Origin of the sequence: Bradyrhizobium canariense, from assembly GCF_900105125.1 — a bacterium.
Taxonomy (GTDB): Bacteria; Pseudomonadota; Alphaproteobacteria; order Rhizobiales; family Xanthobacteraceae; genus Bradyrhizobium; species Bradyrhizobium canariense_A.
The window spans coordinates 429,243-449,668 of record NZ_LT629750.1 but is presented as its reverse complement, the minus strand read 5'-3'; the positions used below and the strand labels follow the sequence as shown (position 1 = coordinate 449,668).

The 20,426-nt window shown below is 61.7% G+C and carries 22 protein-coding genes and 1 tRNA gene; 13 read left to right on the top strand and 10 right to left on the bottom strand.

What is annotated here, in order from left to right:
• Positions 1-5 precede the first annotated feature (5 nt).
• Positions 6-536, bottom strand: a complete 531-nt coding sequence (locus BLV09_RS02140; protein WP_100386960.1) for a gamma carbonic anhydrase family protein — start codon at positions 534-536, stop codon at positions 6-8.
• Between the two features lie 110 nt (positions 537-646).
• Positions 647-976: a DUF6949 family protein gene (locus tag BLV09_RS02135; RefSeq protein WP_100382615.1), complete on the bottom strand. Its 330-nt coding sequence runs from the start codon at positions 974-976 to the stop codon at positions 647-649.
• 222 nt (positions 977-1,198) lie between these two features.
• On the opposite strand from BLV09_RS02135, the gene BLV09_RS02130 reads away from it, so the two are divergent.
• The gene (locus BLV09_RS02130) at positions 1,199-1,930 is read left to right on the top strand and encodes a hypothetical protein (RefSeq protein WP_146686159.1); all 732 of its coding nucleotides are present in this window, start codon (positions 1,199-1,201) and stop codon (positions 1,928-1,930) included.
• Between the two features lie 62 nt (positions 1,931-1,992).
• Here the strand turns inward: BLV09_RS02130 and BLV09_RS02125 are convergent, their stop codons facing one another.
• Entirely contained in the window at positions 1,993-2,211 is a 219-nt protein-coding gene (locus tag BLV09_RS02125; protein ID WP_100382617.1) for a DUF3126 family protein, read from the bottom strand.
• A 123-nt stretch (positions 2,212-2,334) separates the two neighbouring features.
• Positions 2,335-3,162: a serine O-acetyltransferase gene (gene cysE / locus BLV09_RS02120; RefSeq protein ID WP_146686158.1), complete on the bottom strand. Its 828-nt coding sequence runs from the start codon at positions 3,160-3,162 to the stop codon at positions 2,335-2,337.
• A gap of 334 nt (positions 3,163-3,496) precedes the next feature.
• Between cysE and BLV09_RS02115 the strand changes: the two genes are divergently transcribed.
• Positions 3,497-4,870, top strand: a complete 1,374-nt coding sequence (locus tag BLV09_RS02115; RefSeq protein WP_146686157.1) for a hypothetical protein — start codon at positions 3,497-3,499, stop codon at positions 4,868-4,870.
• Here BLV09_RS02115 and BLV09_RS02110 read toward each other — a convergent pair.
• Together BLV09_RS02110 and BLV09_RS02105 are read right to left on the bottom strand one after the other, a co-directional pair.
• The gene (locus BLV09_RS02110; RefSeq protein ID WP_146686156.1) at positions 4,856-5,608 is read right to left on the bottom strand and encodes an alpha/beta fold hydrolase; all 753 of its coding nucleotides are present in this window, start codon (positions 5,606-5,608) and stop codon (positions 4,856-4,858) included. The two genes, BLV09_RS02115 and BLV09_RS02110, sit on opposite strands and share 15 nt — an antisense overlap.
• 48 nt (positions 5,609-5,656) lie before the next feature.
• Positions 5,657-6,802 carry a hypothetical protein gene (locus BLV09_RS02105; protein ID WP_146686155.1) on the bottom strand — a complete coding sequence of 382 codons (1,146 nt, stop codon included), beginning with the start codon at positions 6,800-6,802 and terminating at the stop codon, positions 5,657-5,659.
• Between the two features lie 234 nt (positions 6,803-7,036).
• Here BLV09_RS02105 and BLV09_RS02100 point away from each other — a divergent pair, with 234 nt between their 5' ends.
• Together BLV09_RS02100 and BLV09_RS02095 are read left to right on the top strand one after the other, a co-directional pair.
• A complete protein-coding gene (locus tag BLV09_RS02100; protein WP_100382624.1) occupies positions 7,037-7,282 on the top strand; it encodes a zinc-finger domain-containing protein in 246 nt (81 codons plus the stop codon).
• A 7-nt stretch (positions 7,283-7,289) separates the two neighbouring features.
• Entirely contained in the window at positions 7,290-8,492 is a 1,203-nt protein-coding gene (locus BLV09_RS02095; protein ID WP_146686154.1) for an FAD-dependent monooxygenase, read from the top strand.
• A gap of 25 nt (positions 8,493-8,517) precedes the next feature.
• On the opposite strand, the gene BLV09_RS02090 is transcribed toward BLV09_RS02095, so the two are convergent.
• A complete protein-coding gene (locus BLV09_RS02090; RefSeq protein ID WP_146686153.1) occupies positions 8,518-8,982 on the bottom strand; it encodes a twin-arginine translocation pathway signal in 465 nt (154 codons plus the stop codon).
• A gap of 170 nt (positions 8,983-9,152) precedes the next feature.
• On the opposite strand from BLV09_RS02090, the gene BLV09_RS02085 reads away from it, so the two are divergent.
• Together BLV09_RS02085 and BLV09_RS02080 are read left to right on the top strand one after the other, a co-directional pair.
• Positions 9,153-9,239: transfer RNA gene (locus BLV09_RS02085), tRNA-Leu, on the top strand.
• Between the two features lie 156 nt (positions 9,240-9,395).
• Positions 9,396-9,821: a hypothetical protein gene (locus BLV09_RS02080; RefSeq protein ID WP_146686152.1), complete on the top strand. Its 426-nt coding sequence runs from the start codon at positions 9,396-9,398 to the stop codon at positions 9,819-9,821.
• Between the two features lie 93 nt (positions 9,822-9,914).
• Here BLV09_RS02080 and BLV09_RS02075 read toward each other — a convergent pair whose 3' ends face one another.
• Positions 9,915-10,397, bottom strand: a complete 483-nt coding sequence (locus BLV09_RS02075; protein ID WP_146686151.1) for an SRPBCC family protein — start codon at positions 10,395-10,397, stop codon at positions 9,915-9,917.
• Positions 10,398-10,718 carry an ArsR/SmtB family transcription factor gene (locus BLV09_RS02070; protein WP_146686150.1) on the bottom strand — a complete coding sequence of 107 codons (321 nt, stop codon included), beginning with the start codon at positions 10,716-10,718 and terminating at the stop codon, positions 10,398-10,400.
• Positions 10,719-10,882: 164 nt separating this feature from the next.
• Here BLV09_RS02070 and BLV09_RS02065 point away from each other — a divergent pair, with 164 nt between their 5' ends.
• Together BLV09_RS02065 and BLV09_RS36915 are read left to right on the top strand one after the other, a co-directional pair.
• Positions 10,883-11,743, top strand: a complete 861-nt coding sequence (locus BLV09_RS02065; protein ID WP_146686149.1) for an alpha/beta fold hydrolase — start codon at positions 10,883-10,885, stop codon at positions 11,741-11,743.
• Positions 11,744-11,819: 76 nt separating this feature from the next.
• On the top strand, positions 11,820-11,966 hold the full coding sequence (locus BLV09_RS36915) for a hypothetical protein (protein WP_157809971.1): 147 nt from the start codon (positions 11,820-11,822) through the stop codon (positions 11,964-11,966).
• A gap of 38 nt (positions 11,967-12,004) precedes the next feature.
• Here BLV09_RS36915 and BLV09_RS02060 read toward each other — a convergent pair whose 3' ends face one another.
• Complete coding sequence (locus tag BLV09_RS02060) at positions 12,005-13,603, bottom strand: ABC transporter substrate-binding protein (protein WP_146686148.1); 1,599 nt, start codon at positions 13,601-13,603, stop codon at positions 12,005-12,007.
• A 280-nt stretch (positions 13,604-13,883) separates the two neighbouring features.
• On the opposite strand from BLV09_RS02060, the gene BLV09_RS02055 reads away from it, so the two are divergent.
• The 5 genes from BLV09_RS02055 to BLV09_RS02035 all read left to right on the top strand — a co-directional run bounded on the left by BLV09_RS02055 (position 13,884) and on the right by BLV09_RS02035 (position 20,423).
• Positions 13,884-15,014: a M20/M25/M40 family metallo-hydrolase gene (locus tag BLV09_RS02055; protein ID WP_146686147.1), complete on the top strand. Its 1,131-nt coding sequence runs from the start codon at positions 13,884-13,886 to the stop codon at positions 15,012-15,014.
• Between the two features lie 233 nt (positions 15,015-15,247).
• Positions 15,248-16,189, top strand: coding sequence for an ABC transporter permease (locus BLV09_RS02050; RefSeq protein ID WP_100382633.1), 942 nt, complete (start codon positions 15,248-15,250; stop codon positions 16,187-16,189).
• An 11-nt stretch (positions 16,190-16,200) separates the two neighbouring features.
• Positions 16,201-17,091, top strand: coding sequence for an ABC transporter permease (locus BLV09_RS02045; RefSeq protein ID WP_146686146.1), 891 nt, complete (start codon positions 16,201-16,203; stop codon positions 17,089-17,091).
• A gap of 2 nt (positions 17,092-17,093) precedes the next feature.
• A complete protein-coding gene (locus BLV09_RS02040) occupies positions 17,094-18,755 on the top strand; it encodes an ABC transporter ATP-binding protein (RefSeq protein ID WP_146686145.1) in 1,662 nt (553 codons plus the stop codon).
• A 132-nt stretch (positions 18,756-18,887) separates the two neighbouring features.
• Entirely contained in the window at positions 18,888-20,423 is a 1,536-nt protein-coding gene (locus tag BLV09_RS02035; protein WP_146686144.1) for a M81 family metallopeptidase, read from the top strand.
• Positions 20,424-20,426: the final 3 nt, after the last annotated feature.

Here is a 20,426-nt window from a genome sequence, read left to right as displayed (position 1 = left end):
AGCGCTCAGCCGATCTTTTTCAGGCCGCTTTTGAAACGCGGGCCGTTCGACTGGTAGAATTTCGCAGCACTTCCCATCGCTGCGACCTGCGCGGGTTCGAGGGTGCGGATCACGCGCGCCGGCGCACCGATGATCAGGGAGTGCTCGGGGAATTGTTTGCCTTCGGTGATTACAGATCCCGCGCCGACGATGCTGCCGCGGCCGATCTTGGCACCGTTCATCACGATCGAGCCCATCCCGACCAGCGCTCCGTCTTCGAGCGTACAGCCGTGCAGGATCACGTTGTGACCGACCGTGCAATTCTTTCCGATCGTCAGCGGAAAGCCCCGATCGGTGTGGCAGGTCGAATTATCCTGCACGTTGGAGCCTTCGCCGATCTCGATCCATTCATTGTCGCCGCGCAGCACCGCGCCGAACCACACGCTGGCGGAATTCAGCAAACGCACCTTGCCGATCACGGTAGCCGTGTCGGCGATAAAGTAATTTCCGTCCGCGGGCAGTTCGGGCGCCTGCCCGTCAAGTTCGTAGATCGCCATGCTTACTCAATCTCCTGTTCGAGGAAGACCTTTGCATGGCGGCCACAGCGTTTTCAAGCGAAGCCGGTACCGGCTCGCCTCAAGACACGCATCAAAACAAAATCGGAGGTTCAGGCCAGCAGGCCCGCGGCACGCAACGTCATCAGGAAGAACGTTCCGGACATCAGGCTCCAGAACCCCGCCAGCACCGTCGCCATCATCACGAATTCGAACCGGCGGCGTTCGATCCGCGCGCCGCGCAACGTGTTTCGCATGATGATAAAGGGTGCAGCAAAGACCAGGAACGGCACCGCGGCGAATGTCCTTGGAGCTACCCCATCCTGCAGCAAGCCAAAGCCCGCCGGGCGCTGCACCAGCGCCTGATATCCGCTGGCCAATGCCCCGGCCAGCGCGAAGCCGATGCAAAGGGAGAACAGGGAATTCAACGCATCAGGTGACATCGGGGATTTTCCACACCACAACGAACCCCCGTTGCTTCGCAAAATTAGCCGCCGGCCGCCACACTATCCTTAAGGAAGGGTTAACGCCGCCGGCCGGAACCGCGCTCGGCACATGGCTCGCGCGGCATGGATCGCGTCACGTCGCGCGGAAATTCGGTCACCGCATGGCATATTCGCAAGTGATTCGGTTCTTCTTCTGATGTCCCTAACGACACTGCGTTCATGACATATCTCTCAACGGCCCAGTATATCGTCCGCCGCTCGCGCCAGCGCCACAGCCACTTGGTTCCGATCATTGTCGCAGGTGCGATTGCCGCCGGCGCGATCGCCTTGGTCGCCTACCTGCTGTGGCCGACCTGGGAAACGCAGGCTTCGAACGGACCGGACCGCTTGCCGGTCAGCATCGGAGCCACCCTCTTCAACGTGCCGCCAAAGGCGATCCGCATGAAGATCCAGCGCCATTCGGGACCGCAGGAACGCGTCGATCTCAGCTTCTCTTATCCCTCGCTTGAAGTCCCCGACGCCCCGAAGCGCGTCAGCGCCGATACCGTGGAAGAAGAGGCAATGCAGCCGATCGACCGGATCTTCCTGTCGATTGCCGCGCATCACGATGCAATGGCGCCGGACATACTCGTGAGTACGATCTATCCGCGCTATTTGGACCAGCCCTCGACATCGGGACAGGACGGATTGACCATGCGTGCGTTTCGCGATGGCACGCCTTACAGCGGCGAAGATCTGTTTGTTTCGAACGCGCCGAGCCTCAGCGCGCGCTGCACGCGGGATGCCGCGACACCCGGGATGTGCCTGAGCGAACGGCGCATCGATGGCGCAGATCTGACATTTCGCTTTCCGCGGAGCTGGCTCGCGCAATGGCGCAACATGGCCAATGCGATGGATCGTTTGACGGTTGAATTGCACGGCGCCAAGGCAAATCCGTCACCTCAAGGATGACGTCATCATGCTCGGGCTGACTTCAGTCAGTCCCCGAGCATGATGGTATCGTTGCAGCAGGCTTAGTCCTGCTCCACCAGATCGTCCTCCAGGATCGCCATCTGGAACTGAAACGAACGATCGTCGTCCTCATCGTCGACGAACAGCACGCCGATGAATTCCTCGCCGATATAGACCTCCGCGGAATCGTCTTTTTTCGGCCGCGGCACCACGCGAATCTTGGGATTGCTGAACACACGCTTGAGGTATGCGTCGAGTTTCCTCACTTCTTGAACGTCCACGGCAGTCTCCCATTCGATTGAAATTTAGAGAAGTTTCTAGGACGAGACGAAGCAGAGCGCCAGCCATATCCTCAAGCATCGCCTAAGCGATTCAAGCAAGTTGAAAATCAAGCGGTGTGAAAATCAAAGTCCGATCGCATTGAGCATCTGATCCATGGTGCGCGACGGCTCGGCACAACCCGCCTCACCGACGATCTTGGCGGGAACGCCGGCAACCGTCACGTTGTGGGGCACTGGCTTCACCACCACCGATCCCGCCGCGATGCGGGCGCAATGGCCGACCTCGATATTGCCGAGAATCTTCGCGCCTGCGCCGATCAATACGCCGTGGCGAATCTTCGGATGGCGGTCTTCGTTCTCCTTGCCGGTGCCGCCGAGGGTGACGCCGTGCAGGATCGAGACATCGTCTTCAATGACAGCGGTCTCGCCGCACACGAAGCCGGTGGCATGATCGAGGAAGATGCCGCGGCCGATCCTGGCCGCTGGATTGATGTCGGTCTGGAACGCCGCAGACGACCGGCTTTGCAGGTAATACGCAAAATCCTTGCGGCCCTTTTGATAAAGCCAGTGCGCCAGGCGGTGAGTCTGGATCGCGTGGAAGCCCTTGAAATAAAGCAGCGGATCGATGAAGCGCGAGGTGGCGGGATCGCGGTCGTAGACGGCGACGAGGTCAGCACGGAAGGCATTGCCGAGATCGGGATTGTCGCGCAGGGCTTCATCGAAAGTTTGGCGGATCAGATCGCCCGACAGCGCCGAGTGATCGAGTCGGTCAGCGATGCGATACACCACCGAATCTTCCAGACGTTCGTGATGCAGCACGGTCGAATAGATAAAGGAGGCGAGCTCAGGCTCACGCCGAACGATGTCCTCCGCCTCCTGCCGCACGCGATCCCAGATCGGATCGAGCGCCGCCAGTTTCGTACCCTGCGGATTAATCTGATGCATTGCCATTTGCCGCTCTCGCAAATTCGATTTCTGGATGGGGATTATAACACAACGAAGGGACGGCTGTCTCAGGCGCAGCGCCGCCAAAGATGAATGTCACGTCTGCTCCAAATGCACCCTAAACCATTGAAGTGACGTATTTTCTTCATACGGCGCAAGACCCGCCTGCCCTGCAAACGTCGCCTCAAAGTGGTCGGGAATTTCGGGAAATCAAGCAGCCGGGCACGGTATTATAGCGCAAGGCGTTTGCGCCATCATACCGGCAGCGCAATCCAACTATTTGCGGATTTTCGGCTCCCGCCCAATGCGGGCAAGGTGACCGCAAACAGGGGGCAGTAGCATTAACACGCAGACTTTAGCGGCGCGCCGGACCGGTTCAACCTGGGTCTGGGCGTCAACGCTGGCCATTCCACTGCTGTTGGTCGCGCCGGCGATCTGGAACGGGTATCCGCTGCTCCAATGGGACACCGGCGGCTATCTGGCGAGATGGTACGAAGGCTATCTGGTCCCCAGCCGTTCCACCGTATTCGGCCTCTACCTGCATTTCGGGGAAGATTCAGGCTTCTGGATCAATCTCGGGATTCAGGCGCTGGCGACGCTTTGGATCGTGCAGCTCATGCTGCGCGTATTCGGCATGGCGCGGCCATCGCGGCTCGCCGCGGTGAGCGGCATCTTGATCGTGACCACCGCGCTGCCATGGCTCGCAAGCATGCTGCTGACCGACATCTTCGCGGGTCTGTCGGTGCTGTCGCTCTTCATACTGGTCCTGCATGGCGACAAGATTTCCGCGATCGAAAAGATATTGCTGTTCGCGTTTACCGCCTTTGCCGGGGCTACCCACAGCGCAACGCTGGCGGTGCTTCTTGGGCTGTGTTGCGTGGGCTGGATCGCACAACCATTCCTGCGCGCGCGAATTGCGGTTTCAGGACTCGTGCAGGGCAGCCTGACCATCGTCACCGGAGCGATCATGCTTCTGGCAGCTAATTTCGCATTGTCGGGACAATTGGCATGGACGCCCGGGGGCTATGGTGTCGCGTTCGGACGGATGCTGCAGGATGGCATCGTCGCGCAATACCTGCACGACCATTGCCCAGAACAGAGACTGAAGCTCTGCCCTTATCGCAACCAGTTGCCGCCCACCGCAGACGACTTTCTGTGGGGCCACAGCATGTTCGATAAGCTCGGCCGCTTTCAGGGCTTGAACGACGAGATGGGCTTCATCGTGCTGCATTCGCTGGCCGAGCACCCGGTCTGGCAAGCTGAAGCGGCCACCATTGCCACGGCGCAACAACTGTTTCATGTCGCCACCGGCGAAGGCAGCGATGTTTGGCTACCTCATACCTACGGCATCATCGAACGGTACATCCCGAAGCAGGCCGCGCGGATGCATGCGGCGCGTCAACAGCACAGGGGCATCGACTTCACCGCGGTCAACTGGATCCACGTTCCGGTGGCACTGGCGTCGTTGCTGCTGATCATTGCCATCGTCACATCCGCCATCCGGCGCCGGCGGCTTGATGATCTGACGCTGCTCGCCGCGACGGTCGGTTTTGCACTGCTCGGCAATGCCTTCATTTGCGGCGTAATATCAGGGCCGCACGATCGCTACGGCGCGCGGATGGTATGGATCGCGACGCTGACGGCGCTGATCGCCGCCTTCAGGCACTTCGCCGATGGCGATGCGCCGCTGCGCGACGATTCATTTTCGCTGTGAGAGAAATTCCAGGACACCGGTCTTGTAGACCTTGTCGCCAACGGCGCGCATGTGGTCGCGGTTGGGAATGTCGAGCACCTTTGAACCCGGAATGATCTTTCCCAGTGCTGTGGCCGAGCCCGCGATTTCGTCAGCCGTACCCACCGCGATCAGCACCGGCACGGTGATATCAGCGGCCTCCTCTCGGGTCATCAGGCGGCGTGAGCCGCGCAGGCAGGCTGCCAGCGCCCGGCGATCCGAGCGGGTTTGATCGGCGAAGGCGCGAAACGTCCGCCCCACCGGGTCGGTCACGTCCTCGAGCGAGTCCGCCTCCAGCGCTTTCGCCACGTTTTCACCGGGACCACCGCCCTCGATCAATCCCATGGCAATGCCGCCGAAGATCGCCGAGCGCAACCGCTGCGGCTCACGGTGCGCGAGCCAGGCTGTCATCCGGCCGCCGAGCGAATAGCCCATGATGTCGGCGCGCTCGATATTCAGATGATCCATCAGCGCGGTGACGTCGCCCGCCATGGTGCCGATATGATACTGCTCGGAATCGTAGAGCTTGGCGGAATCGCCGTGGCCGCGATTGTCGAGAGCGATGACGCGGTAGCCGTTTTTCTTCAGCTCCGAAACCCAGGTCGGATAGACCCAGTTGACGTTCTTGCTCGAGGCAAAGCCGTGCACGAGCAGAACAGGATCGCCCTCACCTTCGTCGAGATAGGCAATTTCAACAGCGCCGTTGTGAAAGCTCGGCATTGGTCATTCCGTAATCTGGGGGAAGGATCTGAAATGAAAGGCTGCAAACTAGCCTTGAGCGACAGCGCTCGCCATGGACATGTTGGACGGCGAAGCCGCGGCCATCAGCTTTCGTAGCCGCCTCGCCTTCTTGCGGTGAAGCCACGCCAGCGTCAAGCGTTCGGTACCGGACTTGATCGACGACAGCAGGCCGAACAGCGCCAGCACGGCGCCAAATACCCAGAGCGTGAGATTGAACGCGCCGGCCGCCAGCAGCAACGCGCCGCGGCCGAGCATTTTGAGGATCGCGCGCGTCTGCCCGCCCTTGGATTCCGCCAGCCGAGCGGCGCGGGCGACATCTTTTGGACCTTCGGCAATTCTCAGCGTATCGAGCGCACCACGCGTGCCGGCCTTCTCCCCGACCCGTCCGACATCCTTGGCGAGGCGGACCAGCGCACCGGCCTGTTCGGGGCGAAACGCCGCCTTGATCGCCGTGACCGTTTGACCGGGCCGCATCACCGAGGCGGACTCAACTGCGTTCTCCAGCATCGGCGTATCGACGATGTCGCGCGCGGAGCGGCCGGCCCACAGCGTAAGCCCCTCGCCTAGCCGCCCGACCTTGCGGGCATCCTTGACCAGCGTGAGGCCGGCGCGCACCGGCGCCGCGCCGCCGACAGACACATAGGTTGCCGCGGTGACCACGAGGCCCGCCGCGGCCAGTCCCAGCACCAGCCGATCGGTTTCCTCGCCCATCGCGAGATGCTTGCCCTCGCGCACCGCGTCCCTGACATCGCCGAACACGAACAAATCGCCCGCCACCGTGCCCGACATGCTCGCCACATCGTCGGCGTTCCCGGTCAGCAGGCCGCCGGCAAAACCCTTTGCAAAATGCGAGGTCGAGTTCTGCTCAGCCATGGCATCGCTTACCCGCCGCAACAATTCATCATTGAGGGGGACATTCTTTTCTTTTGCCAGATCGGCAAAGCTGCTGGCGAGATCGGCGTCATTGGCCGCCAGCGCGGCCTCGATATTATCAGAAATAACCGAATCGTTATTCCGCAGAGCAGAATTGATCTGGACGTCCGCCAGCTCGGCAGGGTCGTCCTGCGCCGCCAGTATGGCAGCGGCCTGGCGCGCATGCGGCCATAGCAGTATGCATGCCACCGCGCATACCGCCGTACCAGCCAAAGCCGAACCGAGCCGCAACCGTTTCATCCAGGAAACCCTGAAATTTTCGCTTCTTTTGAAATGGTGTGCCGTTTTTAAGACACAACGTCCCCGACGAAAGAAGGGCTTCTCTGGGACGACAAGATTGTGTCGAATTTGCATGAGCAAATGAGCGGTCGGGGCCTAGGAATCAACTCCACCCGTCAGTATGGTTCGCGGCATTTCAATGCTGCTCCGTGTTGTTGATGACATCCGCCTGCATTGCTATCCAAGGTGAATACTATGTCCGACCATGTCGTTCCGCACTTTCACAATGACGCCGGCGTTTCGGTGATTGAAATCGGATCGAAGGAGTTCATGTGCGTTGGCGCCAATCCGCCTTTTGACCATCCCCATGTTTTCCTCGACCTTGGCAACGACAACGAGATCATCTGCCCATATTGCTCGACCCTGTATCGTTATGCCGCCGACCTCGCTCCCGGCGCGGCCCGCCCGCCCGAATGCGTGCTGAAAGACAAGGTCGCCTGAGCGGCCGGTGGCCGCTTCACGCACTGTTTTCGTTGTTGGAGCCGGGATCGGAGGACTGACCGCGTCTCTGGCGCTGGCGGGTCGAGGTTTTCGCGTCGTTATACTCGAGAAAACCGAACGCCTCGAAGAAGCCGGCGCCGGCCTGCAACTTTCGCCTAATGCCAGCCGCGTGCTGATCGAGCTGGGCTTGCAGTCACGGCTTGCCGCCAGCGCCGTCACGCCGGACGCGATCAGTATCATGAGCGCACGCGCCGGCTGCGAAATCGCGCGCCTGCCGCTCGGGGAAGCCGCCACGTCTCGCGCCGGGGCGCCCTATTGGGTGGTGCATCGCGCCGATCTGCAGGCCGCGCTGCAGGCCCAGGTCAACGACAATCCCGACATCGAATTGCGGCTCGGCTGCCAGTTTGAAGACGCCGTCCCCCACACCAAGGGACTTACCGTGGTCCAGCGCAGCGGCATGACGCGCCAGCAGGAAGTGGCGATGGCGCTGGTCGGCGCTGATGGAATCTGGTCCGCGGTCCGCAGTCACTTGTTTCCGCAGACGCAGCCGCAATTCTCCGGGTTGATCGCCTGGCGCGGCACGCTCGAGGCTACGCAATTGCCGCGCGAACATACCTCGCGACGGGTGCAATTATGGATGGGTCCGAACGCGCATCTGGTCGCCTATCCGATCTCCGGCGCGCGGCGGATCAATGTCGTCGCCATCGTGCCGGGAGCGTGGAACAGGCCGGGCTGGAGCGCGCCCGGCGATATGACCGAAATCAAGAACGCGTTTGCGTCCCCGCAATGGCCGCCAACCGCGCGGATGCTGATCGGCGCCGTCGATGAATGGCGCAAATGGGCGCTGTTCACGCTCGCCGGCGGCGGTGAATGGACCAATGGTGCGATCGCATTACTCGGCGACGCCGCGCACGCCATGCTGCCATTTGCGGCGCAAGGCGCGGGAATGGCGATCGAGGACGCGGCCATATTGGCAAAATGCCTCGGTGAATCCCAACACGAGGGCGGTCCTGCGATATCAGCGGCGATGCAGCGTTATGCGCGCTTGCGCCAGCCGCGGGTGGCGCGTGTGCAACGCTTCGCGCGACAGACAGGACGGATTTATCACCTCACGGGACCGGCGGCCTATGCGCGCGACCTTGCGATCAAGACGATGGGCCCACAACGCATGCTCGCACGACAGAGCTGGATCTACGACTGGCGTGCGTAAGCAAACCTGCGCTGGCTGCCGCAGATCAATTGACGGCGTCGCCGGACCGCGCAGGTGAACGCGCGCCTTTGTGTTTCGCAGGCGGTGGTACGGGAGCTGGTGCCGCCGACGCGGTGCCAGGCGCAGGCGGCGGCGAGTCATGACAATTGTTGCGCCGCCAGGCCTGATCGGCCAGTTTGGCCTGACCGAGATTCGCAATGTAGTCGTTGCGATAGGCGAGTTCTGCCACCACGGGGCCGGCGACCCCGGTATCGGCCTTAGCCATCTGTTTCTTCAATTCTTCAATGTGGCTGGCGATGCTCTTGCGCTCGGACTCCAATTGCTTGCAATCGTAGAAGTCGTATCTGGCAGGGTCGACGAACGCCAAGGTCATGCTGTCGCCGACGTCGCTCACACTGGCACAGCCGGCAAGCCCGATGCCGAGCAGGAATAGCGCCGCGACGGTAGCGGCGCGGGGCGACGGCTGGTGGTGAGAAGCGCGAGTGTTCATGCGGCCTTGGTAAATAGACAATCTTGCGGTTGCGTAAAGCAGGCGCTGGTGTCGGCATTGAGGCTTTGCCTTGCACCGCGCGCCGCACTGTGGAAAGGAGTGCCTCAGGCAAGGCTAGCCCATTTCCTGCAGCTAAGGAAACGCGCTAAGTCTCTGATCTCGTGGCCAAAGCGGACGTGGCGGAACTGGTAGACGCAAGGGACTTAAAATCCCTCGATGGCAACGTCGTGTGGGTTCGAGTCCCACCGCCCGCACCAGGAGTGACGCGCAAGAGAACATCGGGGAGCGCGCGGACAAAACCAATCAAAGGCTGAAACTGGTTTTCACAAACCGTTAACCTCTCCGCAACCGCTAGCTGTATTTCTGACGATGCTCGCACCATTTGTTAGTTCTTTCCATGCGAGGGGTGTTCCATGCTCAGAGACGGCGAATATGCTGCGTGGTATAGAACCCCCCGGGGCGAAGGCACCGGCATCATCGTTCTTGCCAAAGGCAAGATAGCCGGCGGCGACAGCGTGCTGACTTATTCCGGCTGGTACGAAGTCAACGAAGATCGCTTTACGGCAACCTTGTCCACCAAAAGGCACACTGCCGGACAGCCCACCCTGTTCGGTATCGACGAGGTGGAATTAAAGCTTACGGGACAATCAAACGGAACGACCGCTTCGTGTTCCGGCATAGCTTTGCAAGCGCCGGAACTGCCATTTCATGCGACACTCATCCGCGTTCAAGGCCAGCCGCTTTTGGTAACCGCGATGACCGGCAAACGAAGATTTGCCAAGCAGCCGGTCCGGCAATGGAGCCATTTCGCTCCTCACCCCCCGCCCAAATTGCCGTAGCTCGCAGCCGGAGCGATCGTTTGCTCAGGCCGCCTTTTTTGTCAGGCCGCCTTTTTTTGCCGCCTTGGCCATTTCGGCCATGCGCTCCCACGTCTATGCGGCCGCGTTCCGCTCAGCTTCGCGGACAAAGCGTTCGATGAGGCCCGGCCAGCCGCCATCAACATCCCTGCGCATCGACACGCCCGCCTCCGCGCCCATGGTCTCGAATTTGTGGTGCAACAGTTCGACAAGCGTCGCGTCCGGTCCGTCGGCCGTGAAGCGTATGTCGACTTCCGATCTCATCGCCTGATCCGGCTTCCATTGCGCATTGATCTGCCAGAGCATGACAAAACGGTGCGGCGGCTCCCAAAGCGTAATCGTCGCCGCAACGGTTTCCGTGCCGTCTTCCGAAATTTCAAGCCAGCGTCCACCCAGACGCGGCTCCATCAGCACCTTCGCAATCGGCTTCTTGCCGATACCGTGATCGTACGGCCACCAGCGCGTCAGCCCGCTGGTGAAGACCTCGAACGAATGCGCGACCGGCGCCCTGACGCGAACGGTTTTGCGCACGGGCGCGATGACAGCCACGTCGTTCATTCATTTACTCCCTCTATTCTGGTGAGACCCCTCCGCTTCCAGTGCGAAAGCTTCCAGCGCATCGCCCCAAAAACTGTCCAGCCAGCCCCGCAATTCCACCAGGCCCTCAGGCCGCAGCGAATAGATCCGCCGCACGCCTTCGCTGCGTTCCTCGACGAGGCCTGCGTCCTTCAACACTTTCAGATGTTGCGACACCGCTGGTCGCGACACCGGCAGCCCGGCGGCAAGCGCGTTCACAGGACGCGGCCCGGCACGCAGGCGCTCGAACACCTCTCGCCGCGTCGGATCCGCCAGAACAGCCAATGCATTTCCGTAAGCCATGACTAACGGTAAGCTATAGCTTACACATCTGTCAAGGTGGCGCTCCAGTTTGTGGAGCGGGTGGACATGCAGGCCTTAACCCCGCTCAATGCGAAGCTGCCTGGGTTCGAGTCGGACCATCTCGCATCCGTGGCACGCAGAAGCTGCTCGCATCGGAATGACGAATGTCTCAGCTCGAAAAAATCACCATCGCCCCTCACCTCTCCTTTGACGCACTCGTGGGCGGCCAACGGGCTGCGCCGCTCGTACTGCTGGTGCACGGTTTTGCGGAATCCATGAACTGCTGGCGCGCGCAGGTGGCAGCGCTTGCGGGTGCGGGTTACCGAGCGGTGGCGCCGAGCCAGCGCGGCTATTCACCGGGCGCGCGGCCGGCTGTCAGCGATACCTCAAATTATCAGATCGAGCGGATGATGGACGATGCGATGGCGATCGTCGCAGCAAGCGGCTATGGCGAAGCTCGCTTTCATCTGGTCGGACACGATTGGGGCGGCAGCATCGCCTGGGCGCTCGCCGATCGCCATCCGCAGCGGCTGGCGTCGCTTGCCGTGTTGTCGCGGCCGCATCCCAACGCCTTCAATCGCGCACTGCAAATGCCCGACGGCGATCAGGCGCATCGATCACGGCATCACAAGGCCTTCCTCGAACCCGACGCTGCGGATGTTGTCCTTGCCGAAAATGCCAAATGGCTGCGCGAACGGTGGGCTGCCGCCGGTGTGCCGGCTGCCGCCATGGAAGAGCATCTTTCCGTCATCGGCAACAAAGAGACGATGGAGGCCGCCTTGGCCTGGTATCGCGCCCGCGGCGCGATCCGCAGCCCGCTTGGCCCGATCCGCGTGCCGACGCTCTACATCTGGGGCGACGCCGATGACACCGTCGGGCGAGCTGCGGCTGAAGGAACCGAAGATTTCGTCGCGGCTCCCTACCGCTTCGAAGTTCTTCCCGGCGTCGGCCATTTCGCGGCTGATCAGGCCCCTGACCACGTCAACGACCTATTGCTGCATCATATTGTAACTTATCCGGTCTGACGGATTGCGTCCGCGGACACGATCCGGAACTTCGCGGCCTCGAAAATGTTGTCCTGCAGCAAATGGAGCAAGACACATGGCCGGCGAAAGCACCCAGGACCATCGCACGAACGATGAGCGCGAACCGCGCAGCGATTTACACCCAACGACGAAGCCATCGCAGAAAAGCGGCCCGCCGCTTTTCAACGACGGGCCGGAATTGATCCGCGACAACCATTGCTGATCGCGCGTTAGAAGCAACCGCGTGCCTCTACGACTTGCCTACTCAGACTTGTCGATATTCCAGAAGATCGGCGTTGCCGGGCCGTCGAGCACACCGGTGAGCGACTTCCGCCACACGCTCGGCGCCAGATATTGCCCGAGCGGAACATAGATCACCTGGTCGTAGACTTCCTTCTGGATGTCGGCCGCAATCTTCTTCTGCTCCTCGGGCGAACCGGCGCGCGCAAACGCATCGCGCATCGCTTCCAGTTTGGGATCATCGGCCCATCCGAACCAGCCGCCATTTTTGCCCCTGCCGCTGACCGATGCGTTGACAACGGGATTTAGGACGTCGGCGCCAACCCAGTTGGTGAAAAACATATCCCAGCCGCCCTCGCTGTCGGGCTTCTGGCTGGCGCGGCGCGAAACCACGGTCTGCCAATCGGTCGCCTGCAAATCCACCTTGAAGCCGGCCTCTCGCAGCAATTGCGCGGCGACAATCGGCTGCGCCTTCAGCGTGACGACATCGCCCGGCGCCATGACCACGACAGGCGTGCCGTCATAGCCGGACTCGGCGAGAAGCTTTTTCGCTTCCGCCATGCCGTCGCCCTTGGTAAGCGATTCCGCACCGACATCCGACGCCAGCGGCGTGCCGCAAACGAAGACCGCGCCGCAAATCTTGTAATAGTCGGGGTTGCCGACCAAGGCATCCAGCACGTTCTTCTGGTTCATCGCCATGAACGCGGCGCGGCGTACCTTGACGTTGTCGAACGGCGGATGGATGAAGTTCATCCGGCCGAGCGTCTGGAATCCGAGCTTGTTCAGCACGTCGATCTTCAAATCCGGATTAGCTGCCAATACCGGCAGGAGGTCGAACGACGGAGCCTCCATAAAATCGATATCGCCGGATTGAAGTGCGTTCACCGCGGTCTGTGCGTCCGCCATCGTGATCCACTCGACGCGATCGACCTTGACCACCTTGCCGCCGGAGGTCCAGCTCGGCGGCTCCTTGCGCGGCACGTAGTCGGTATTCTTCACGAACACCGCCTTCACGCCGGGCTGGAATTCCTCTTTCACGAATTTGAACGGACCCGAGCCGATCTGCTCGGTGATCGGCTTGTCCGCCGGCGTCTCCGCGACGCGCTTCGGCATCATGAAGGGCACCACCGATGAAGGTTTTCCGATCGACTCCAGCACCAGGCCGTAGGGCTCCTTTAATTTCAGCGTGATGGTCTTGGCGTCGGTGGCCTCGAGGCTCGCGGTGAAATCCATCAGTTTCTGGCCCATGCCGTCGCGCTTGCCCCAGCGCTTCAGCGAGGCCACGCAGTCTTCCGCCGTGACCGGCGCGCCGTCATGCCATTTCAAGCCGTCGCGCAGCGTGAAGGTGTAGGTGAGCTTGTCGTCGGAGACCTTCCAGTCCGCCATCTGCGGCTGGATCTTGAAATTGGAATCCATCGCCAGCAGCGTGTCATAGACCATGTAGCCATAATCGCGCTGGATGTAGGCGGTGGTGATGATCGGATCGAGAAAGCGCAGATCGGAATGCATCACGGCCGTAATCGTCTTGGTGGTGGCGGCCAGCGACGGTGTTGCCAGCGCAGCCGAGAGCGCGATCGCCGACGCTATCGCGGCACGCTTCCAACGCGAGATATGGAACATTCGATCTCTCCTGACGTGAAACTGGTCAAACGCCGATCATTAGTTATGCAGATGGTCCGTTATTTAGGCGCAGTAACACGCTGTAAAAAAAGGACATTTGAGACTTGCACCAAGCACGCCGCGCGTCAATCGGGTTTTGATTTATCGCAGCACCAGCAAATCGCGCCGACGCCTTATCGATGTTTCACTTTACAAATTCATCGCCGATCATTCTCGTAGACGTCTCGACGATGCATCCGCATAACCAAAACGTCCCGTTCGAAAACCTGAAGAGATTCCCATGAACCCCGCCAACCTTCCATTCGATTCCGAAACCATGCTGCAGGGCTTGCGCAACTGGGTGGAGTGCGAAAGCCCAACCTGGGATAAGAGCGCCGTCAACCGCATGCTCGACATCGCGGCGCGCGACATGGCGATCATGGGTGCGTCAATCGAACGCATCGCCGGACGGCAAGGCTTTGGCGACGTCGTCCGCGCCCGCTTTCCGCATCCCCGGCAAGGCGAACCCGGGATTCTGATCGCCGGGCATTTCGACACCGTTCATCCGGTCGGCACGCTGGAGAAACTGCCGTTTCGTCGCGAGGGCAACAAATGTTTCGGCCCCGGCATCTTCGACATGAAGGGCGGCAGCTACCTGGCGCTGGAAGCGATCCGGCAATTGGCGCGCGCCGCATTCACGACGCCGCTGCCGATCACGGTGATGTTCACCCCGGATGAAGAGGTCGGCACGCCGTCGACCCGCGACATCATCGAGGCGGAGGCCGCGCGCAACAAATATGTGCTGGTGCCCGAGCCGGGCCGGCCCAACAACGGCGTCGTCACCGGGCGTTACGCCATCGCGCGCTTCAACCTCGAAGCGACAGGCAAACCGAGCCATGCCGGCGCCACGCTATCCTCAGGCCGCTCGGCGATCCGCGAGATGGCGCGCCAGATCATCGCCATCGACGGGATGACCTCGGATGACTGCACCTTCAGCGTCGGCATCGTGCATGGCGGCCAATGGGTCAACTGCGTTGCCACAACATGCACGGGCGAAGCGCTGAGCATGGCAAAACGCCAGGCCGATCTCGATCGCGGCGTGGAGCGGATGCTGGCGCTTTCCGGAACCTCTCATGACGTCACGTTCAAGGTGACGCGCGGCGTTACCCGGCCAGTGTGGGAGCCCGCCGCGGGCACCATGGCGCTGTACGAAAAAGCGCGCGGCGTCGCCAGTCAATTGGGCGTCGAGCTTCCCCACGGCAGCGCCGGCGGCGGCTCCGATGGCAATTTCACCGGCGCGATGGGGATCCCGACGCTCGACGGTCTCGGCGTTCGCGGCGCCGATGCGCATACGCTCAACGAACACATCGAAGTCGACAGTCTTGCCGAACGCGGCCGTCTGATGGCGGGTCTGTTGGCGACACTGGAGTAAAACGCAACGAAGCGAGCAAACGTTCGTCATGGCCGGGCTCCGTCCCGACCATCCACGTCTTTCATGTTCCGGGCAACAAAGACGTGGATGCCCGGCACAAGGCCGGGCATCACGAGATTTGAAGTCCTCGCGGCGACTAATGGCACAGGATTTGCTGACCTGATACGCTGCTGTGGGGAACCTTGGTCTGCGCAAACCAAATCACGGGTTGCCGCATTGTGTGATGGGTAACGATGCTCGGATATCTGCTTCGTCGTGTGCTGGCCGCCATTCCCGTGATGGGCGTGGTGGCATTGTTTGTGTTCCTCTTGCTCCGCATCACCCCGGGCGATCCCGCCGCTATTCTCGCCGGCGACAACGCGACGCCGGCGCAGCTCGAACGCATCCGCACCTCACTCGGATTGAACGAACCGCTCTACATCCAGTTCGTCACCTGGGTCGGCAAGCTTCTGCACGGCGATCTCGGTGTTTCCCTGATTTCGAATGTCCCGGTCCTGAAGCTGATTGGCCAGCGCGTCGAGCCTTCGCTCAGCATTGCGTTGTCGACCATCATCCTCAGTATCGTGGTCGCGGTGCCCCTTGGCGTGATCGCGGCCTGGAAGCACGGCACCTGGATCGATCGCTTCGTAATGGGTCTGTCGGTAATCGGCTTCTCGGTCCCGGTCTTCGTGATCGGCTATGTGCTGATCCAGATCTTCGCGATCGATCTGCGCTGGCTGCCGGTGCAGGGTTTCCGCAGCATCACCTCGGGCTTCGGTCCGTTCCTTGAACGCATCATCCTGCCGACCATCGCATTGTCCTTCATCTATGTTGCGCTGATCGCCCGCATGACCCGTGCGGCGATGCTGGATGTGCTGGGCGAGGATTACGTGCGGACCGCGCGCGCCAAGGGTATCGCCGAACCGGGCGTGCTGTTGCGACACGCGCTGCGCAACGCCGCGGTGCCGGTCATCACCGTGATCGGCTCTGGTTTTACGCTGCTGATTTCAGGCGTCGTCGTCACCGAAAGCGTGTTCAACCTGCCGGGCATCGGACGGCTCACCGTCGACGCCGTGCTGGGCCGCGATTATCCCGTGATCCAGGGGATGATCCTTCTGACTTCCTTCGTCTACGTTCTGGTCAACCTGCTGATTGACCTCGCCTACACCCTGCTCGATCCCAGAATCCGCTATTGAGGCCGATATCTATGGCGATCGAAACCCTCCCCGAACCGTCACTCCCGATCACGACGCCGTTGCGGCCGAGGTTCGGATTCCTGACATCGACGCCGATCATCGCGACCGCCACCATCTGCCTTGGACTGATCGTTGCGTCCGCAATCCTGGCGCCGCTGTTGTCGCCGCACGATCCGATGCTGCTCGCACCGGCGCAGCGGCTGAAGCCGGCGAGCGCGCAGTTCCTGCTCGGCACTGACTCTTACGGCCGCGATGTACTGTCCCGGATCCTCTACGGCGGCCGGATCTCGCTGATCATCGGCGTGGGCGCCGCTGTTCTCTCCATCGTCATCGGTCTTGTGACCGGCCTCCTCTCCGGTTTCTTCAAATGGATCGACGCGATCATGATGCGCATCATGGACGGCTTGATGGCGATCCCGAGCATCCTGCTTGCGATTGCCGTGGTCTCGCTGTCGGGCGCAAGCCCCACAACGGTGCTCATCGCCATCACCATCCCCGAAATTCCGCGCGTCGCACGGCTGGTTCGCGCCGTGGTGCTGTCGGCGCGCGAAGAGCCCTATGTCGAGGCCGCGATCTCGGTCGGCACCAGCCTGCCGAAGATCATGTGGCGCCACTTGATGCCGAACACGATCGCGCCCTTGATCGTGCAAGGCACTTACGTCTGCGCCTCCGCCATCCTCACCGAGGCGATCCTGTCGTTCCTGGGTGCCGGCATCAGCCCGGAGACCCCGACCTGGGGCAACATGATGGCCGAAGGCCGCGCCTTTTTTCAGATCAAGCCGTCGCTGATCTTCTGGCCCGGCTTGTTGCTGTCGATTGCAATCCTCAGCATCAATCTGATCGGCGATGCCGCGCGCGACGCGCTCGATCCCCGCATGAAGCAGCGCGAGGGCGGAAAATGAGCATGGCACCCAATTCAAACGCCGTCGTTCTCGATATCAACAATCTCACCGTTAACCTCGGCAAGAATCCGCAAGGCCAGCGCATCATCGACGGCATTTCCTTGCAGGTGCGCGAGGGCGAAACGCTGTGCCTGGTCGGCGAAAGCGGATCGGGCAAATCCGTCACCTCGCTCACCACGATGGGACTGCTGCAAAAGGGCTCGCTGGTGCCTTCCGGCGGCAGCATCAAGCTGGTCGGTGAAGAACTGCTCACCGCCGGCGACCGGCGGCTGCGGCAATTGCGCGCCACCACCATGGCGATGATCTTCCAGGAACCGATGACCGCGCTTAATCCGGTGGTGCCGGTCGGGCGGCAGATCGACGAGGTGCTGCGCACCCACACCGATCTCGACGCGCGAACCCGTCGCAAGCGCATTCTGGCGATGATGGAGCAGGTGCGCCTGCCCGATGTCGAACGGATTTTCTCATCTTTTCCGCATCGCCTGTCCGGCGGCCAGCGCCAGCGCATCATGATCGCGATGGCGCTGGTGCTCGAGCCGAAGCTCCTGATCGCGGATGAGCCGACCACCGCGCTCGACGTCACCACGCAGAAACAGATTCTGACGCTGATCCGGGATCTGCAAAGAGACCACGGCACCGCCGTGCTCTTCATTACCCACGATATGGGCGTGGTCGCGGAAATCGCCGATCGCGTCGCGGTCATGCGTCACGGCAAGCTGGTCGAGACCGGAACGCTCGACAACATTCTGCGCAAGCCCACCATGGAATACACGCGCAACCTGCTCTCGGCGGTGCCGAGCCTGGTGCCGCGGGCGCCGCGCCCGGAATCAACCGAGCCGGTGGTGCTGGAAGCCAACGAACTCGGCAAGGTCTATCGCGAGCGCTCGCTGTTCGGCAAAGCCCGTGAAGTTGCGGCGGCGCAGGACGTCACCCTCACCTTGCGCAAGGGCCGCACGCTCGGCATCGTCGGTGAAAGCGGATCCGGCAAATCGACCGTGGCGCGCTGCATCGTACGGCTGATCGATCCGACCTCGGGCGGCATCCGTCTGGTGGGGCGCGAAATCTCCGAGCTGTCACGCCGGCTGCTGCAACCGCATCGCAAGCGCATTCAGATCATCTTCCAGGACCCCTATCGTTCACTCAACCCGCGCATCACCGTGGGCGAGACCATCGCCGAGGGGCCGATCAATTACGGCATGGCGCGGAAAGAAGCGCTGGCAAAGGCGCGGGAACTGCTTGAACTGGTCGATCTGCCCGCCGATGCCGTCTCGCGCTACCCGCACCAGTTCTCCGGCGGCCAGCGCCAGCGCATCGCCATTGCCCGCGCGCTGGCGCTTGATCCCGATGTGCTGGTGGCCGATGAAGCGGTCTCGGCGCTCGACGTCTCGGTGCAGGCCCAGGTGCTTGAATTGCTCGACGAGATCCAGGCCCGGCTCGGCATCGCGCTGTTGTTCATTACCCACGATCTGCGCGTCGCGGCACAAATCTGCGACGATGTCGCTGTGATGCAGCATGGCCGGGTCATCGAACAGGGACCGGCGGCGCAAGTCTTGACCAATCCGAAAGAGGCCTATACCCGCGCGCTACTTGATGCCGCACCCGGACGGCAATGGGATTTTGCCAACTTTCGGCCAGTTTCGCCGGGCGCCGTTGTGACGGCATAATTCGCTGCAATTGCGAGAGGTGAAGCAATCCCAAAATGGTTCGAGGCCATGCGGGAGTGGATTGCTTCGTCGCTTGCGCATTCAGCAGTGACAAGTCTAACGTCCCGCGCGACCACTAACCGAGACCAAACGATGACCCGTATCGCCGTCGGCGGCTTCCTGCACGAAACCAATACCTTCGCGCCGACCAAGGCGACCTACGACGACTTCGTGCATGGCGGCGGCTGGCCGGCGATGGCGCTGGGCGCCGGCGTGCTCAAGACCATGCGCAACATCAATGTCGGATTGGCGGGCTTCGTCGAGGCCGCGCAAGCCAATGGCTGGGAACTGGTGCCGACCATTTCATGCGGCGCCAGCCCTTCGGCGCATGTCACCGAGGATGCGTTCGAGCGCGTCGTCAAAGTGATGGTTGACGGCATCCGAGACGCGGGGCCGCTCGATGCGGTCTATCTCGATCTGCATGGCGCCATGGTCACGGAACATTTTGACGACGGCGAAGGCGAGATTCTCGCGCGCGTGCGCAAGGTGATCGGCAAGGATCTGCCGCTGGTGGTCAGCCTCGATCTGCACGCCAATGTCACGCCTGCCATGGTCGAGCACGCCGACGCGCTGATCGCCTACCGCACCTATCCGCATGTCGATATGGCCGATACCGGCCGCGCCGCCGCGCGGCATCTGGCGCTGTTGCTGCAATCCGGACAGAAATTCGCAAAATCGTTCCGGCAATTGCCCTTCCTGATTCCGATCAGCTGGCAATGCACCAACGACCAGCCGACCAAAGGCATTTATCAGAAACTGGCGGCGCTCGAGAGCGACGCCGTGCCGACGCTGTCCTTTGCGCCCGGTTTTCCGGCGGCGGACTTTCCTGATTGCGGGCCCAGCGTATTTGCCTACGGCAGGACGCAGGCCGACGCTGACTCGGCGGCGGATGCGATGACAAAAATCATCGCCGGCCACGAAGACGATTTCGATGGCCGGATCTATTCGCCCGATGAAGGCGTCCGCCACGCGATGGAACTGGCAAAGTCCGCGCGCAAGCCGATCGTCATCGCCGACACCCAGGACAATCCCGGCGCCGGCGGCGATTCCGACACCACGGGCATGTTGCGGGCGCTGGTTCGCAACAACGCCACCAAGGCTGCGATCGGCGTGATCTATGATCCGCTGTCGGCGCAGGCCGCCCATGCCGCGGGCGTCGGCGCCACCGTCGCGCTGGCGCTTGGCGGCAAGTCGGGCATCTCAGGCGACGCGCCGTACAAGGAAAACTTTATCGTCGAAAAACTATCCGACGGACAGTTCGTCGCGCCGGGTCCCTATTACGGCGGTCGCGACATGGACATGGGACCGTCGGCGGCGTTGCGGATCGGCGATGTCAGGGTGGTCGTGAGTTCGCACAAGGCGCAGCTCGCCGATCAATCGATGTATCGCTATGTCGGCATCGAGCCGACCGAGCAATCGATCCTCGTCAACAAGAGCTCGGTGCATTTCCGCGCCGATTTCGAACCGATCGCCGAAAAATTGCTGATCTGCGCCTCGCCCGGCGCCATGCCCGCCGATACCGCGACGCTGCCGTGGACGCGGTTGCGTCCGGGCATCCGAATCAAGCCGAACGGTCCCGCCTTCACTTCCGCCGTCAACTCAGGTTCACCCTCCTCCGCCATCGGATAACAG